Consider the following 15,668-nt stretch of genomic DNA (forward strand, 5'->3'; position numbering starts at 1 on the left):
CGCTCAGCCGTGCAACATTCTCTGTTGCGCAACTTCGTCGATCAGATCCGGCCGGTCCAACTGATCGACCCACCAGCGCAGCGCCTTGCCGGTTTCGTCACTGCGCCACGCGAGAAAGAAATGCGTGACGTCGCGCATGCCCAGCACCTCCTTTTGCACCAGTTCGCCCCGGCTCAGCGGCTCGGCGGCCAGACACTCCGGAATCGTGCCCGCCGCGAGCCCTTTGATCTGTGCGGCGAGCTTCGCCTCCAGCGTGGGGACCGTCATGACCTCCTGGTTGGCGGCGAGCGCGATGGTGCGCGGCGCGAGCTTGCGCGACGTATCGCCGATCGCCACCGCGCGATGCCGCGCGACCATTTCCAGCGTCAGCGGTCCCGGCGCCGCAGCGAGAGGATGATGCGGCGCCACCACGAACACGTGGCGCAGCGAGCCGATCGGTTTGGCGATCAGATTGGGAATTGGCGGCGGCTCGCCCGCGGCGCCGACGACCAGATCGGCGCGGCGCGTCAACAGCGCGTCCCATGAGCCGCCCAGCACTTCTTTCGACAGATGCAGCCGCGTGTCCAGCTTCAGCTTGTAGAACGCGTCGACGTGATCCCATAGCAGATCGAACGGAATGATCTCGTCGATGGCGACGTGCAGCTCCGACTCCCAGCCATGCTGGATACGTTTCGCCTTGCACTCGAGATCTTCCGCCGCTTCCAGCAGACGCCGCCCTTCCTCCACGACCACCCGCCCCGCATGCGTGAGGATCGCCCGACGGCCGCTGCGGTCGAATAATTTGACGCCGAGATCGAGCTCCAGCTTCTGGACCAGGTACGACAGCGACGACGGCACCTTGTGAAGCTGTTCCGCCGCATTGGCAAAAGTACCGGTTCGATCGATGGCATCGAGCACCTGCAGAACTTCGAACGAGAGATTCATGTCGTACAGCCGGATATGAGGAGGTACGTCAGCATACTGGAATCCCCGCTTCTCGCGAGTGCCGCGCGCGAGGGACGGCGGCCTTTCAATCCGCTTCTGCGAACCTGAACCGGCTGTATGGTGCCCGCGTCATTAAGGTGTTTTCAGGGCTATTTCAGGACATTTTTCGGATAGTCGCCTAGTTTAAAAGGATCGGCCAAGGCGTGCCGCGCCGTTTCCCGTGACGTTTTCTTCCGGTCTTCCCGACCGCGGTCCCGATTCTTCGGCGCCCGGTCGTTCTGCCACTACCGTGAAAAAGGAGTCAAGCATGGCCAGCAACACCATTGCCGCTTATCTCGCCCGCACGCTCGCCGCGGCGGGCGTCGAACGGATCTGGGGCGTGACGGGCGACAGCCTGAACGGACTCGCCTACAGTCTCGATCAGGTCGGCTCGATCCGCTGGATGCATACCCGTCACGAGGAATCGGCCGCCTTCGCGGCCGGCGCCGACGCGGCTTCGAGCGGGCGCCTCGCGGTGTGCGCCGGCAGTTGCGGACCGGGCAACCTGCATCTGATCAACGGCCTGTTCGATTGCCATCGCAATCACCAGCCGGTGCTCGCGATCGCGGCGCATATCCCGTCGAGCGAAATCGGCCTCGGGTACTTCCAGGAAACGCATCCGCAGGAGCTCTTCAAGGAGTGCAGCCACTATGTCGAACTGGTGTCCTCCGCGGCGCAGTTTCCGCGCGTGCTGGCGCGCGCGATGCGTACCGCGGTGGAGGAGCGCGGTGTTGCCGTGATCGTGCTGCCGGGCGACGTGGCGTTGAGCGAGGGACCGTCTGAAGCGCCGTCGTGGACGGAAAGCGCGCCGCCGCGGATCGTGCCCGCCGAAGCCGATCTCGATCGGCTCGCGGCGCTGTTGAACGCGTCCGGCGCGGTCACGATCATGTGCGGCAGCGGCACACAGGGCGCGCACGACGAAGTGGTCGCGCTTGCCGACACGCTCGGCGCGCCGGTGGTTCACGCGTTGCGCGGCAAGCAGTTCATCGAGTACGACAATCCGTACGACGTCGGCATGACCGGGCTGATCGGCTTCAGCTCGGGCTATCACGCGATGATGTCGTGCGACACGCTGCTGTTGCTGGGCTGCGACTTTCCCTACCGGCCGTTCTATCCGGCCGACGCGAAGATCATCCAGATCGACTGGAAGGGCTCGCAGCTCGGCCACCGTGCGCCGCTCGCGCTGGGTCTCGTCGGCACGGTGAAGGAAACCGTCGCCGCCACCTTGCCGAAGCTGCAGCGCAAGACCGACCGCGGTTTCATCGACAACGCCCGCAAGCACTACGCGTCCGCGCGCAAGGGGCTCGACGATCTCGCGACGCCGGCCGGCGCGGGCCGCCCGATCCATCCGCAATATCTGGCGAAGATGATCGACGAAGCCGCGAGCGACGACGCGATCTTCACCGCCGACGTCGGCACGCCGACCGTCTGGGCCGCACGCTATCTGACCATGAACGGCAAGCGCCAGTTGCACGGCTCGTTCAACCACGGCTCGATGGCCAACGCGATGCCGCAGGCGCTCGGCGCACAAGGCGCGCATCCGGGGCGCCAGGTCGTGTCGCTGTCGGGCGACGGCGGCCTGTCGATGCTGCTCGGCGATCTGCTCACCGCGCGGCAGCTCAACCTGCCGATCAAGGTGGTGGTGTTCAATAACAGCCTGCTTGGTTTCGTCTCGATGGAGTTGAAGGCGGGCGGCTATCTCGACACCAACGTCGACCTCGCCAAAACCGATTTCGCGGCAATCGCGAAAGGGGCGGGTATTTTCGGTCTCCGCGTCGAGGAGTCGGAAGACGTCGCGGGCGCGTTGAAGCAGGTGTTCGACCATCCCGGTCCGGCGCTGCTGGACGTGGTCACGTCGAAACACGAACTGGCCATGCCGCCGACGATCGAGCTCGCGCAGGCCAAGGGCTTCAGCCTCTACATGATGCGGGCGATCCTCAACGGACGCGGCGACGAGATCGTCGAACTGGCGCGCACCAACCTGCGCTAGCCGTACGAACGGCTTGCAGTGAAGCGGGGCGCCTGGCATTCCAGGCGCCTCTTTGGTGCAACGTGCGCATGCGGCGAAGGCGTTTCACGCAGCGTACGGGCTTGCGCAGCCCATGCCACACAGATGCATGCCACACAGCGCATACGAAAAAAAGCGTGCGATTGCGCAAATGCGCCGTGCCCGTCTATTGCAGACTACGCATCGTAGACATAGCGGTATTCGCAAGGCCTGGCGGCCGGCGGACCCGGCAACAGGCGCACGAACACGCGCACGAATACCCACACGAACCAGCACACGTTGAGCGACTGACGAGAGCCCTATGACCCAGCAAGCCGCTGCCGGCAGCGCGGTCCAGCCTCGATGGCGGGACGAGCTGATCACCTACTGGAAGGACGACGGCCCGCGCCTGCTGCATATCGCAAAGGTGGCCATCGCGATGACGCTCGCGATGGGGCTGTGCATGCGCCTCGAACTGCGCACGCCGGCCACGGCGATGGTTTCATGCGTCATCGTGATGATGCATCAGCAAAGCGGCATGGTGATCGCGCGGGGGTTTTATCGCGGGCTGGGCATGGTGTGCGGCAGCTTCGCGGGTCTGCTGCTCATCGCACTGTTTCCGCAGCAGCCGCTGCTGTTCCTTGCCGTGCTGGCGGTGTGGATCGGCGTGTGCGTATTCGGCGCCGCCTACTACCGCAATTTCCAGTCGTACGGTTTCGTGCTGACCGGCTACGGCACCGCCATCACGGCGATACCGGTCTGGTCCAATCCCTACGGCGTCTATGACAACGTCGTGTTCACCGTCAGCGAAGTGGTGATCGGCGTGGTGTGCGCGAGCGTGGTGAGCGCGGTGGTGTTTCCGCAGCCGGTCGCGCCGGCCCTCTACGCGGCGAGCCGTAAGAATTTCACGAACCTGCTGAGCGCGATGCATACGATGCTCGGCCGCACGGAGGGCGTCGCGGGTTTCGACACGTTTCTCGATCTGATTCGCGAGCGCGTCGGCGTGGAAAGTCTGCGCAGCGGCGCCGTGTTCGAGGATCCTTCCGTCCGTCTGCGCAACCATGTGTTTCTCGATCTCGACCGGAGCTTTCTCGATACCGTCACATGGATTCACGCACTTCACCAGTTGAAGGCGCGGGTTGCCGCCGAGGCTGATCCGCGCGCGCTCGCGGCAGTCGGAGAACTGATCGGCGGGCTGCTCGCGGTCGTGCCGAACGAGGCTCAACCGGATCTGGTCACGATGGAGCAGGTCGAGATCATGTCGAGCCGCCTCGATGCTTTCGAGCGCGACTTGCCGGCGCTTCTGGGCCGGCTGCTGCAATCGCTCGCCGATCTTTCGCCGCATCAGCGTCAGTTCGTGGCGACCACCGGCGCGGCGTTGTTCTTCTCGATCGCCGATTTGCGCGTGATGTGCCGAAGCTATATCGACGTGCGCACTGTCGGCCGGCTGTCGTGGCCGCAATCGGTGCTTCAGGCCATCAGCCGGATCGGCCGAACCCGCGCCACGGCCAACCGTACCGCCGCGACGATCGCCGGTGCGCGCGCGGCCGTGGCGGTGCTCGCGGTCGGCGCGGCATGGATTGCCTCGGGTTGGGTTGGCGGCGCGACCGCGATTGTCGCGGTCGCGATCACGAGCGCGCTGTTCGCGCTGGCGCCCAATCCGGCGGTCGCAAGCTGGCAGATTTTCTGCGGCTGCCTCGGCGGCTGGCTCACCGGCTTCGCGTTCAACTTTCTGGTGCTGCCGCGGATCGATACCTTCGGGTTGCTGGCCGCTTCGATGGCGATTGTCGTGATGGTGGGCAGCTATCTGAATACGTTTGCAAAGACGGCGATTCTCGGGCTCGGCTTCAGCCTGTATTTCTGTTTCATCGTGGGCATCACGAATCCCACCGTCTATCACCCGAGTGCCTATCTCGACACCGGCTTCGCACTGCTATGCGGTATCGGGGTGGCCGCAGTCGCGTTTTCGGTGCTCGTGCCGCGCGCGGGCGACTGGATCTCGGCGCAGTACATGAAGCAGATTCGCGGGCTGATCGCGTATGACGCGCGCGACGGCGACCTCGACGATCTGCTCTACAGCTTCGAATTGAGCTTGCGGGACTTCATCCTGCAGATCGCGTCGGCGCCGGTCGACGCGCGGGTGGACCGCGATCGTTTGATCGGCTGGGCGTTCGCCGCGCTGGAGATTGGCCGCTCGATGATCCAGTTGCGACTCGATAGCGAACAGCTCGCCGCAAGCCTTCCGGCGGGCTGGCCCGCGGAGCAGGATGCGTGGCTTGCGGCGCTCGCCGACGTGTTCGCGGCGGCCACGCCGCGGGCCGCCGAACGCGCGCTGGCCGCGACGCGCAAGGCGCTGGACCTGCTGCCGCTCGGACCGAACATCGCGGTCGACGCGCAGACGCTCGCGCGCTACCGGATGCGAGCGCTGCTGCATTTCACCGAACTGACGCTGCGCGACGACAGTCTCGCTCTATGGCAAGCCAGCGGAGCGCCGGCATGAAGCCCCGGCGCCTGTTCTTGCCGCTGCGCGCGACGTGCCGGCCGGTGGCGGCCGCGCTCGCCTGTGCGCTGCTGCTCACGGCGTGCATCGACAGCGGCGGCATCCGCACGCACGAGTCGATGCTCGACCCCGCGACGCTCGACCCGGGCGCCGCGCTGCGCGCCACGCAGGCCGATGCGAAGTGGCCGGCGAGCGGGTGGTGGCGTCAATGGAACGATCCGCAACTCGATACGCTGGTGCAGGACGCCACCGAAGGCAACCCCGGCTTACGCGCGGTCGAGCAACGGATCGACGCGGCGCGCTTCCAGGCGCAGATTGCCGGCGCCGACGAGTTGCCGCAACTCGAAGCGAGCGGCAGCTTCGAGCGCAGGCGCTATGCGCGCTATACGACCCCGGCGCCGCCGGGCGGCACCACGGTGTGGAGCAACACCATCCAGGCGGACCTTTCCTATGACCTCGATCTGTGGGGCAAGTCGCGCGCGCTTCGCGAAGGCGCGCTGGACAATGTGCACGCGGCAGCCGCGGACGCGCGCTTCGCGGAAATCGAATTGCAGACCGCCGTGGTGCGCAGCTACGTGCAGTTGGCGTTGGAGTATGCATTGCTCGACGTCTACCACGCAGTGCAGGCCGAACAGCAGCGCACCCTCGACATCGCGACGCGCCGCTGGCGCGCGGGTGTCGGCAGCGGTCTCGAAGTCAGCCAGGCGCAGACCCAGCTCGCGATGAGCACGACGCGGGTGCGGCAGGCGCAGCAGCAACTCGCGCTGGAGCGCATCGGCATCGCCGGTCTCGCCGGCAAGGGGCCGGGGTATGGCGATGCGCTGCGCCGTCCGGGCCTCGCGCTCAACGTGCCGGTGGTCTTGCCGGCATCTCTGCCGGCCGAGTTGATCGGGCACCGCGCGGACGTGGTGGCGGGGCGCTGGCGCGTGCTCGAAGCGGACAAGGGCATCGACGCGGCGCACGCCGATTTCTATCCGGACATCAATCTGCTGGCGAGCGCCTCGCTGGGTTCGGCGGCGACCTTCGGCGGCTTCTTCAACTTCGTCAATAGCGACGGCGTGGGTCATGGCGTGGGCGCGGCGATCTCGCTGCCGATCTTCGACGGGGGGCGGCGGCGCGGCCACTACGGCGTCGCGGTCGCGTCACGGGATGCCGCGGTGGATGCGTACAACCAGAGCGTGGTGAATGCGATGCAGGGCGTCGCGACGCAGGTCGTGTCGCTGCGTTCGCTCGAACAGCAGCAGGCGTCGATCGAAACCACGCTCGATTCGGCGCGCAAATCGTTTCAGCTCGCCGACACGGGTTATCGCAGCGGCATTACCGAATTCATCAATGTGCTGGCGGCGCAGGCCGCCCAGCTGGAGCAGGAGGAAAGCCTTGCGGCCGTGCAGGCCAGGCGGCTCGACGCATGGGCCCTGCTGATGAAGGAGCTTGGCGGCGGTTTCGCCGCGGCGCCGGCGGATCGTGTGCCGGAAGGAGTGGCCGATGCCGGGCGAAATTGATCTGTTTGCGCTGCTCGTGCCAGGGCTGTTGCCGATTCTCGCCGGTTGCGTGCTGCTGTTCGTCGTCCTCGACCTGGTGCTGGCGAGGCTCGGCTTCTATCGCTACACCTGGCACCCGAGCCTGTTCCGCGTTGCGCTATTTGCCGCGATGTTCAGCGGCGTGTCGCTGCTGCTGTGGCGATGACGCTCGCCTGTTACTGATCCCCATGAACCCGCTGACTGCTCCCGCTCACGCCAGGTCATCAAGATGAAAACGCAATCCATCCTGCGCGCCATTTTTACGCTTACGCTACTCGTGGTGGCAATCGCGCTGGTCCGCATGCTGTGGCTCGACTACATGTTCTCGCCTTGGACCCGCGACGGCCGCGTCCGCGCGCAGGTCGTGCAGGTCGCCACCGATGTGTCGGGGCTGGTGAGCGAAGTGCGCGTCAAGGACAATCAACTGGTGCGCAAGGGCGACATTCTGTTCGTGCTCGATCCGGCCCGCTTCCACTATGCGGTCGCGCAGGCCGACGCCGATCTTCTGCGCGCCCAGGCGCAACTGGCGCAGGCCAGGGCGCGCATGGCGGCAAGCGAATCCGGTTTCGCGATGAAGCGCGCCCAGGCGGCGCGGCGGGCCAACCTGGCTGGCGACGTGATTTCGGACGAAAGCCGGTTGGATTCGGCCGCGCTCGCCAAACAGTCCGCCGCCGACTATTCCGCCGACGTCGCCGCCTATGGCGCGGCGCAAGCTGCGGTCAAGGCGGCCGTGGTGGCGCAGCAGACGGCCGTGCTGAACCTGACGCGCAGCGAGGTGCGTGCGCCGTCGGACGGTTTCATTACCAACCTGAACCTGTATCCCGGCGACTTCGCCACGGCCGGCACGGCGCGCATGGCGCTGATCGACTCGCACTCGTTCTGGGTCTACGGCTACTTCGAGGAAACGAAACTGCCGCACGTCAATATCGGCGATCACGCGGTGGTGCGGCTGATGTCGGGCGGCAAGGACATCCAGGGGCACGTCGACAGTCTGGCAAGCGGGATTGCCGACCGCGACAACCCGACCAGCAACGGCGACCTGCTGGCGGACGTCAATCCGGTCTTCACATGGGTGCGGCTCGCCCAGCGGGTGCCGGTGCGGATCCACCTCGACCAGATTCCCGCCGGCCTCAAGCTCGCGATGGGCATGACCTGCACGGTCACGCTGCAGCCGCATGCAGGCCAATGATCACCGATCGCGCCGCTGCGCCCGGCCGGTGCGCGGGGCACCGGCGGAGACCACATGGCGGATGCGAGAGCTCCGCCGCCGTGCAAATTCGAAAGCGCTACGCCCGCAATCGGTTCATAGTAGCGGTCAGCGCGACCTGGGCAGCGGCACGTCAGATGCCGTCACTGTGTTGCGATTCATTTTTTTTCAACAACGCATCTCGCGGAGAAAATCATCATGAAGGCAAAGTGGACACTCGTGTTTCTGGCAGCGTCGGCGTTCGGCGCGATGAGCCAGCAGGCAAATGCACAGGTGGCGGGCGCGCAGCCGATCGGCATTACCGTGGAGCAGGCGCAACTCGTCGTCGAAGGCTGGAGCGTCAAGAAGAGCCTGCTCGGCAAGAGCATCTACAACGACAAGGGCGAGAAAGTCGGCGTGCTCCACGACATCATCGTCGCGCCGGACAACGCCGTTTCCTTCGGGATCGTGGCGGCTCACCAGTTCCTCGGCGTGTCCCAGCACGACGTGGCGATTCCGATGTCGCAGCTGGACTATTCGAACGGCAAGCTCGTCTGGGCCGGCGCCACGCGTGAGGTGGTCAAGTCGCTGCCCGTGTTCGTCTATTCGAAGGTTCGCACGGTTCCTATCGCTCGCAAGGACTACGGCCATCATTAATGGATGAGTCTCACGCGGCGGCTCGATATGTCCGCCGCGTGAATGGCGGCTCACGTCCTGGCCGCCTGTGCGACATGACTTCCGGCGCAAGTGCGGAAGTCTGTCGCGGCCGTGGTTTTTGAAGGTTTAAGAAAAAATAAGTACCGCCATTGACGCGTGCTCGCGCATGATCCACTTCAGACAGAAAGCTATCGCTCGCCGGTAGGTCTGAGTGTCATGTGCCCTGACAGCCGCGCTGGCTGTCATCCTGACGGACAGGCTGCCGGTATTCGTCAACGAATGCCCGCCTCGAACGCCATGTCCATGTACCTGCCTACCTCTTCCTTGCGCTCTGCTGGCCTGTGGCCACCCGTCGGTCCGGCCGTCATGAAAGCCTGCCGCCGAGCTCCTCCCGGAGCGCCGCTCGACGCCAATCTCATGTCGATGCCGGCCGCCGTCATCGTGCCCGGCATCGAGCCGCCGCAAGGCATGACGACGCCGGCGCGTAGTTCTCGCAGTTGAACGCGGTGTGCGCGACGGCGCAATTCGTGCGTGGTGTCCGCGGATTTCGAGGCTAGCGGACTCCTACGCGGGTATAGGTCGTTCATGGCTTCTATTCAAAGAAGCGCGGTAGTTTCCACTGATTCCGGCACGCCCCGACGTTCGCTTCCGCGCGCCCCGCGCGGCGTGCGCCGTTTGCCGCTCGATTAAACCCGGATATGAAACGACCCAACCAATGGTCATTGCAGACAACCGTAGGTAGGACAGGTTGGACCAATCGCCGTGCGATACCTTGGAGTCCATGCAGCGCCGCGTTTATTGGGCACTGCCTCACCACTTGAACGGATGCCCCGATCATGATCAGTTCGTCGACGTTATATCCCGAACCCGCAGCGGATGTCGCCCGGAAAAGTCTGGTGAGCCGGATCGGCATGGAGCATCAATGGCGCTGTCCCGGCGACGAAGCCGCCGACACGGCCCAGCGCGGCAATATTCTCGTGTCGCGTTGGACCCGTAACGACACCCAGCCCATCGAGGTCGTCAATCCGGGCAGTGCGGCATGTCATTGCTTCGCGATGAATCTCAAATGCACGTCGCTGACCTTCTCCCATGCCGGCCGCACGCTCGTGCGCGGCAGGGTGACTGCGGGCGCCTTGCAGATCACCGCGCCGGAGGTGGCGTGCCGCGCCGTGTTCGAATCGCCGGGCGACGTGCTGCACCTGTTCGTTTCGCAGCAGGTGCTGAGCGAATGCTTCGAAGACACGTTCGGCCGGCCGCATGCGGGCGATATCCGCATCGACGATCCCGGGCTCGTGCGCGATCCCGCGCTCGAACGTCTTGGACAGGCGCTCGCCGTATCGCAATCCGACGACGCCGCGCTCGGCAAGGTCTTCACCGACAGCGTGAGCCTTGCGATCGTGTCGCGCGTGATTGTCCGGCATTTCACCGCGAAAGACCGGCAGACGCGCGAGGCGAGTGCGTTGCCGCTCTGGCGGCTCAACCGCGCGATCGAATTCGTCGACGCGCACCTTGCCGAACCGATCGGACTCGCCGATATCGCCAACAGCACGGGATTGACCCGGATGCATTTCGCCTCGCAGTTTCGCCGCGCCACCGGCATGCGTCCGCACGAATACCTGTTGCGCCGCCGGATCGACCATGCGCAGCAGCTTTTGCGGGAGTCGAAACATAACGTGCTCGACGTTGCATTGAGCTGCGGCTTCCGTTCGCAGGCTCACTTTACGACGGTGTTCAAACGCCTGGTTGGAGAAACACCGTATTGCTGGCGGATGAAAGCGAATGTCGATCGGTAGACACATACGCGGCTTTTATGCCGGCTCGCCGCGCGAAGGCCGGCCTCTCATTCGCCTGCATGTGCCTGTCCCACCACCTTGCCGCGAAAAATATAGTACTGATACAGGTTATATCCGATCATCACCGGAAAGACCATTCCGATCCCGATCAACATGAACACCAGCGTGGGTGTATCGGACGCAGCCTCGACAATCCCCAGCTTGCCCGGAACAAAGTCCGGGAACAGACTGACGGCCAGCCCGGCAAACGACAACACGAACAGCGCAACCGACGCGCGAAACGGCCCGCGCACACTGCCGAGATACAACGATCCCATGATGTAAGCGAAGGCCAACGCGGAGGCGAGCCCTAGCGCGATCAGTACATGAAACACGCCGTGCTGCGTCCACCGGTCGTGTCCCACCTCGCTGAAGAACCACGTCGCCGCGGTCAGCACGACTGCCGCGGCCACCGTGACGAACGCGCTCAGCAGCGCGAGACGGCGCGACCATTGCTCGATGGAACCCACGGTCTTCTTCACGAGATAGGTGGACCCGAGCAGCGAGTAACCCGCCACCACGCCGATAGCGGACACGGCGACGAACACACCGCTCATGTCTCCCGGAATCAGGCCGGTGATCACCTTGCCGAGTATTACGCCCTGGGCGATCGCGGCGATCAGGCTGCCGATGCCGAACACCTTGTCCCAGGTCGGACCGTGCGAGACGCTGTGACGAAACTCGATGGCGGCGCCACGCATGATCAACCCGCCGATCAGCAGCATCACCGGCAGATACAGATCCTGCAGGAGCAACGCATAGGCCGGGGGGAACGCGCCGAACAGCGCGCCGCCCAGCACGACGAGCCACGTTTCATTGGCGTCCCAGACGTGGCCGATGGTCTGCACCATCACGTCGTGGTCCTCGCGGCGTTTGCGCAGCAGGCTGAGTATGCCGACGCCGAGATCGAAGCCGTCGGTGACGACGTAGAACACCAGCATCAGGCCGATCAGTCCGAACCAGGTGACGGCGAGCATCGTGTGAGTGGAGCTGTCCATGAGATTGCCTCGGAACGGGAAGGGTTTAGTACTCGGCGACGGTCGACGCCGCCTCGGCCTTGACGGCCGCGGGTGGAATCAGCGTGAGGTCGGGACCGGCGCGCAGCCAGTTGCGCGCAAGCACGAAGAAGGTGCCGAGCAATACCAGGTAGAAGCAGAAAAACATCGCCATGCTCAGCGTCACCGACGAGGCCGCCACGCTCGACACGGCATCTTTCGTACGCAGCAAGCCGTACACGACCCACGGCTGACGTCCCACTTCACGCACGATCCAGCCGGCTTCGACCGCGACATAGGGCAGCGGAATGCACAGCACCCAGGCGAATAGCAGCTTGCGTTGCTCTAGCAGCCGTTCGAGATTGCCGCGCGTTTTGCGCAATACGTAGGCGGTCCAGAAGGCCAGCACCATGAAAGCGAAACCGATGCCCGCCATCAGGCGAAACGCGTAATAGAGCAACGGCAGCATCGGCGGCTGGTCGGCCGGCGCGAAGTCGGTGAGGCCTTTGACCTCGCCGTGCAGCGTATGGGTGGCGAGAATGCTCAGCATGCCGGGCACTTCGATCGACCAGTCGTTGCGTTGCGTCGTCTGGTCCGGCCACGCGAGCAGCGACCACGACGCGGCGGTGCCGGGCGGGTTGGTGGTCCAGTGACCTTCAATCGCGGCGCCTTTGGCCGGCTGCGTCGCGAACACGCTGCCGCCGCTCGAATCGCCGAGCCAGATCTGGATCGGCGCGACGAATACGAGCACCAGCAAAGCGATCTTGAACGAACGTGCAAAGAACTCCGGATTGCGGCGCCTGAACAGGTTCCATGCGGAAATGCCGGCGATTACGAACATGCCCGTTTCGATGGCCGCGACCCACATGTGCGTCACGCCCCAGACCATGTCCGGATTGAAGATTGCCGCCGCATAGTCGGTCACGATGATCTTGCCGTTCTCCACCGTGACGCCGGCCGGTGTCTGCATCCACGAATTGGCGACCATGATCCAGAATGCCGAGATGCTGGAGCCGAGCGCGACCATCGAGGTGGCGAACAGATGCACCCCGCGCGGCACGCGGCCCCAGCCGAGCAGCATCACGCCGATAAAGCCGGCTTCCAGCATGAAGGCCATTGCGCCTTCGAAGCCGAGAATGTTGCCGAAGAACTGTCCGCTATAGCGCGAAAAGCTGGCCCAGTTGGTGCCGAACTGAAACTCCATCGGAATGCCGCTGACTACGCCCACCGCGAAATTCAGCACCAGCAGCTTGCTCCAGAACCGCGCGTGCCGGTAATAGCCGACGTTGCCGGTGCGCAGCCACAGCACTTCGATCAGAAGAAGGAAGGCCGACAGGCTGATGGTCAGGATCGGCCACAGAATGTGAAAAATAGCCGTCATCGCGAACTGGGCGCGAGACAGATCGAGGACGTCACCGAGATGCATGATGAGCTCCCGTGGCGCCGACAATGGTCGCCTGATAAGTGGAGTCGGGACCGACCGCCGCGGCGCGCGCGATCTTCACCGGCACGGATTTGTACGAGGGGGTGCGGCTTTTCGGGTCGAACGCGTAGAGCGGCACGAGCGGATTCGCTTCGGGGTAATAGGCGCCGCAGCAGCCGTCGGGCAATGAATAGTCGATCACCTTGAAACTGCGGATCACGCGCTCGATTCCATCGCTGGACAGCGCATACACATCCACCCTCTCGCCGGGATGCAGGTTGCGTTTCTGCAATTCACGCGTGTTCATGAAGATCACGTCGCGTTGGCCGAACACGCCGCGGTAACGGTCCGAGTGCGAGTAAAGCGTCGTGTTGTATTGGTCGTGACTGCGCATGGTGGTGAGCCACAGCGCATCGGGATCGTTGTGAACCGGGTTTTCGTCGAGTCCTTTGAAGACGAGGAAATTGGCGCGGCCAGTGGCCGTGGCCCATATGCGCTCGCGCGCGCTCGATGCAAGATGGAAGCCTCCCGGTACGCGAATCCGTTCGTTGTACGCCTGAAAGATCGGATAGACGATTTCGATCTTGTCGCGAATGCGGTCGTAGCTCGCCACGAGATGTTCCCAGTCGACGTGCGAGTCCGGGCCGAGCGTGGCGCGCGCAATGCCCGCGACGATCGCCGGCTCGCTCTTCAGATGCGGTGACGCGGGCTCATTGCGGCCGCCGGAAGCGTGCACCATCGACATCGAATCTTCGACGGTAATCGACTGCGGGCCGTCGGCCTGGATGTCGATCTCGGTGCGGCCGAGGCACGGCAGAATCAACGCGTCCTTGCCATGCACGAGGTGGCTGCGATTGAGTTTGGTGGCGATGTGAACCGTCAGATCGAGCTTGCGCATTGCCGCCTGCACGCGGATCCAGTCGGGCACGGCGGCGGCGAAATTGCCGCCGAGCGCCACGAACACCCGGGCGTCGCCGCGCATCATCGAATCGATGGCGGCGATCACGTCATGGCCGTGTGCCGCAGGCGGCCGGAAGCCGAAGGCCCGTTCTATCCCGTCGATCAACGCCGGCGAGGGCTTCTCCGTGATGCCGACCGTGCGGTTGCCCTGCACGTTCGAATGTCCGCGCACCGGGCACACGCCCGCGCCGGGCCGGCCGATATTGCCGCGCAGCAGCGCCAGATTGGCGATCTGCTGGACGTTTTCGGTGCCGCGGTGATGCTGCGTGAGCCCCATGCCGTATACGAGGATCACGTTTTTGGCCTTTGCGTAAATATCCGCCGCATTCTGGATGTCGCCGCGCGACAGCCCGCTTTGCTGCACGATCGCATCCCAGCTGGTGGCGCGCAGATCGGCGACCAGCTCGTCGAAGCCGTGCGTATGTCCGTGGATGAACTCCGTATCGAGCACGCGTGGCTGATCGGCGGCGAGGGCGGCATCGTCGGCTTCGATCACGGCTTTCATCATGCCCTTGAGCGCGGCGACGTCGCCGCCCACACGCACCTGATAAAGAAACGAGCTGATCTGCGTGAAGCCCAGCGTGGCCATTTCCACCGGATTCTGCGGCGAGGCGAAACGCTCCAGCGCGCGCTCGCGAAACGGATTGAACGAGACGATTTTCGCGCCGCGCCGCGAGGCGCTGTGCAGATCGCTCATCATGCGCGGGCTGTTGGTGCCGGGATTCTGACCGAAGATGAAGATCGCGTCGGCTTGCTCGAAATCTTCGAGCAGTACCGTGCCTTTGCCCACGCCGATCGATTCGGGAAGACCGACACTGGTCGCCTCGTGGCACATGTTCGAGCAGTCGGGGAAGTTGTTCGTGCCGAACTCGCGCACGAAGATCTGGTAGAGAAACGCGGCTTCATTGGACGCGCGCCCTGAAGTGTAGAAGTCGGCCTGATCCGGGCTGTCGAGGCCGTTCAGATGCCGTGCGATCAAGGCGAAGGCGTCGTCCCATTCGATCGGCAGGTAGCGGTCGGAGGCCGCGTCGTAAGCCATCGGATGGGTCAGACGGCCGGCCATTTCGAGGTCGTAGTCGTCCCATGCGGTCAGTTCCGACACGCTGTGCGCAGCAAAAAAACCGGGCGTGCAACGATTCGCGGTGGCTTCCCAGGCCACGGCCTTGGCGCCGTTTTCGCAGAACTCGAACGACGACGTGTGTTTCGGGTCCGGCCACGCGCAGCCCGGACAGTCGAAGCCTTCCGGCTGATTCATCCGCAGAAGCGTCTTCGCGCCGGACACGGCCACGCCTTGTAGCGCGAGTGCCTCGCCGGTTGCCTTCAGCGCACCCCAGCCGCCCGCGGGCTCGCTATAGATGCGAATAGTCTTTCGTTTGGACATGACCGTTTCCCGATGTTTCGTTGAGGAACATGAAGTCGAAGGATGAGCCGCCGCCGGACACAGGTCTTGTTTAAATGCCCGTCAATTTCAAATTCGCACGCAGGATGCGGTGCACGTCGGCGGTAGCGTGAGGACAGTGCGGCGCACGCCGTGCATTTTCGAAAGCTCGCAGGCGTTCTGAAAAGATCGGCGCGGCGCGGCGGCGAATAATGGTTCGCACCCGGCGAGGCCGCGTGAAGTCGGCGCAGCGGCGCCACATTCCTC

11 protein-coding genes are annotated in these 15,668 nt (G+C 64.5%); 7 read left to right on the forward strand and 4 right to left on the reverse strand.

Annotation, left to right across the window (positions count from 1 at the left end; genetic code table 11):
• Nucleotides 1–3: 3 nt before the first annotated feature.
• Nucleotides 4–924, reverse strand: a complete 921-nt coding sequence (locus PDMSB3_RS23440; RefSeq protein ID WP_007176395.1) for a LysR family transcriptional regulator — start codon at nt 922–924, stop codon at nt 4–6.
• Nucleotides 925–1,231: 307 nt separating this feature from the next.
• Here PDMSB3_RS23440 and poxB point away from each other — a divergent pair, with 307 nt between their 5' ends.
• From poxB to PDMSB3_RS23475, 7 genes are all read left to right on the forward strand, one after another.
• The gene (gene poxB, locus PDMSB3_RS23445) at nt 1,232–2,953 is read left to right on the forward strand and encodes a ubiquinone-dependent pyruvate dehydrogenase (RefSeq protein WP_007176396.1); all 1,722 of its coding nucleotides are present in this window, start codon (nt 1,232–1,234) and stop codon (nt 2,951–2,953) included.
• A gap of 319 nt (nt 2,954–3,272) precedes the next feature.
• Nucleotides 3,273–5,450, forward strand: a complete 2,178-nt coding sequence (locus PDMSB3_RS23450; RefSeq protein ID WP_165187892.1) for an FUSC family protein — start codon at nt 3,273–3,275, stop codon at nt 5,448–5,450.
• The gene (locus PDMSB3_RS23455; RefSeq protein ID WP_165187894.1) at nt 5,447–6,952 is read left to right on the forward strand and encodes an efflux transporter outer membrane subunit; all 1,506 of its coding nucleotides are present in this window, start codon (nt 5,447–5,449) and stop codon (nt 6,950–6,952) included. The genes PDMSB3_RS23450 and PDMSB3_RS23455 overlap by 4 nt, the downstream gene beginning before the upstream one ends.
• Nucleotides 6,936–7,136, forward strand: coding sequence for a DUF1656 domain-containing protein (locus PDMSB3_RS23460; protein WP_007176399.1), 201 nt, complete (start codon nt 6,936–6,938; stop codon nt 7,134–7,136). Before PDMSB3_RS23455 ends, PDMSB3_RS23460 begins: the two co-directional genes overlap by 17 nt.
• A gap of 63 nt (nt 7,137–7,199) precedes the next feature.
• Nucleotides 7,200–8,159 (forward strand): HlyD family efflux transporter periplasmic adaptor subunit, encoded by a 960-nt coding sequence (locus tag PDMSB3_RS23465; protein ID WP_007176400.1) that lies wholly within the window; start codon nt 7,200–7,202, stop codon nt 8,157–8,159.
• A 216-nt stretch (nt 8,160–8,375) separates the two neighbouring features.
• The gene (locus PDMSB3_RS23470; protein ID WP_007176401.1) at nt 8,376–8,813 is read left to right on the forward strand and encodes a PRC-barrel domain-containing protein; all 438 of its coding nucleotides are present in this window, start codon (nt 8,376–8,378) and stop codon (nt 8,811–8,813) included.
• A gap of 836 nt (nt 8,814–9,649) precedes the next feature.
• Entirely contained in the window at nt 9,650–10,606 is a 957-nt protein-coding gene (locus tag PDMSB3_RS23475) for a helix-turn-helix transcriptional regulator (protein WP_165187896.1), read from the forward strand.
• 47 nt (nt 10,607–10,653) lie between these two features.
• Here the strand turns inward: PDMSB3_RS23475 and PDMSB3_RS23480 are convergent, their stop codons facing one another.
• The 3 genes from PDMSB3_RS23480 to PDMSB3_RS23490 are packed head-to-tail and all read right to left on the reverse strand — an operon-like array spanning nt 10,654 to nt 15,404.
• Nucleotides 10,654–11,643 (reverse strand): cytochrome d ubiquinol oxidase subunit II, encoded by a 990-nt coding sequence (locus PDMSB3_RS23480; RefSeq protein WP_007176404.1) that lies wholly within the window; start codon nt 11,641–11,643, stop codon nt 10,654–10,656.
• Nucleotides 11,644–11,668: 25 nt separating this feature from the next.
• A complete protein-coding gene (locus tag PDMSB3_RS23485) occupies nt 11,669–13,066 on the reverse strand; it encodes a cytochrome ubiquinol oxidase subunit I (protein WP_165187899.1) in 1,398 nt (465 codons plus the stop codon).
• Nucleotides 13,053–15,404 (reverse strand): FdhF/YdeP family oxidoreductase, encoded by a 2,352-nt coding sequence (locus PDMSB3_RS23490; protein ID WP_165187902.1) that lies wholly within the window; start codon nt 15,402–15,404, stop codon nt 13,053–13,055. The genes PDMSB3_RS23485 and PDMSB3_RS23490 overlap by 14 nt, the downstream gene beginning before the upstream one ends.
• Between the last annotated feature and the right edge of the window lie 264 nt (nt 15,405–15,668).

The organism is Paraburkholderia dioscoreae, from assembly GCF_902459535.1.
Lineage (GTDB): Bacteria > Pseudomonadota > Gammaproteobacteria > Burkholderiales > Burkholderiaceae > Paraburkholderia > Paraburkholderia dioscoreae.

Excerpts from the sequence above, each read along its gene's own strand:
- PDMSB3_RS23465 (WP_007176400.1), top strand. The coding sequence starts at position 7,200 with ATGAAAACGCAATCCATCCTGCGCGCCATTTTTACGCTTACGCTACTC.
- PDMSB3_RS23440 (WP_007176395.1), bottom strand. The coding sequence starts at position 924 with ATGAATCTCTCGTTCGAAGTTCTGCAGGTGCTCGATGCCATCGATCGA.
- PDMSB3_RS23455 (WP_165187894.1), top strand. The coding sequence starts at position 5,447 with ATGAAGCCCCGGCGCCTGTTCTTGCCGCTGCGCGCGACGTGCCGGCCG.
- PDMSB3_RS23450 (WP_165187892.1), top strand. The coding sequence starts at position 3,273 with ATGACCCAGCAAGCCGCTGCCGGCAGCGCGGTCCAGCCTCGATGGCGG.
- PDMSB3_RS23470 (WP_007176401.1), top strand. The coding sequence starts at position 8,376 with ATGAAGGCAAAGTGGACACTCGTGTTTCTGGCAGCGTCGGCGTTCGGC.
- PDMSB3_RS23490 (WP_165187902.1), bottom strand. The coding sequence starts at position 15,404 with ATGTCCAAACGAAAGACTATTCGCATCTATAGCGAGCCCGCGGGCGGC.
- PDMSB3_RS23485 (WP_165187899.1), bottom strand. The coding sequence starts at position 13,066 with ATGCATCTCGGTGACGTCCTCGATCTGTCTCGCGCCCAGTTCGCGATG.
- PDMSB3_RS23480 (WP_007176404.1), bottom strand. The coding sequence starts at position 11,643 with ATGGACAGCTCCACTCACACGATGCTCGCCGTCACCTGGTTCGGACTG.
- poxB (WP_007176396.1), top strand. The coding sequence starts at position 1,232 with ATGGCCAGCAACACCATTGCCGCTTATCTCGCCCGCACGCTCGCCGCG.
- PDMSB3_RS23460 (WP_007176399.1), top strand. The coding sequence starts at position 6,936 with ATGCCGGGCGAAATTGATCTGTTTGCGCTGCTCGTGCCAGGGCTGTTG.
- PDMSB3_RS23475 (WP_165187896.1), top strand. The coding sequence starts at position 9,650 with ATGATCAGTTCGTCGACGTTATATCCCGAACCCGCAGCGGATGTCGCC.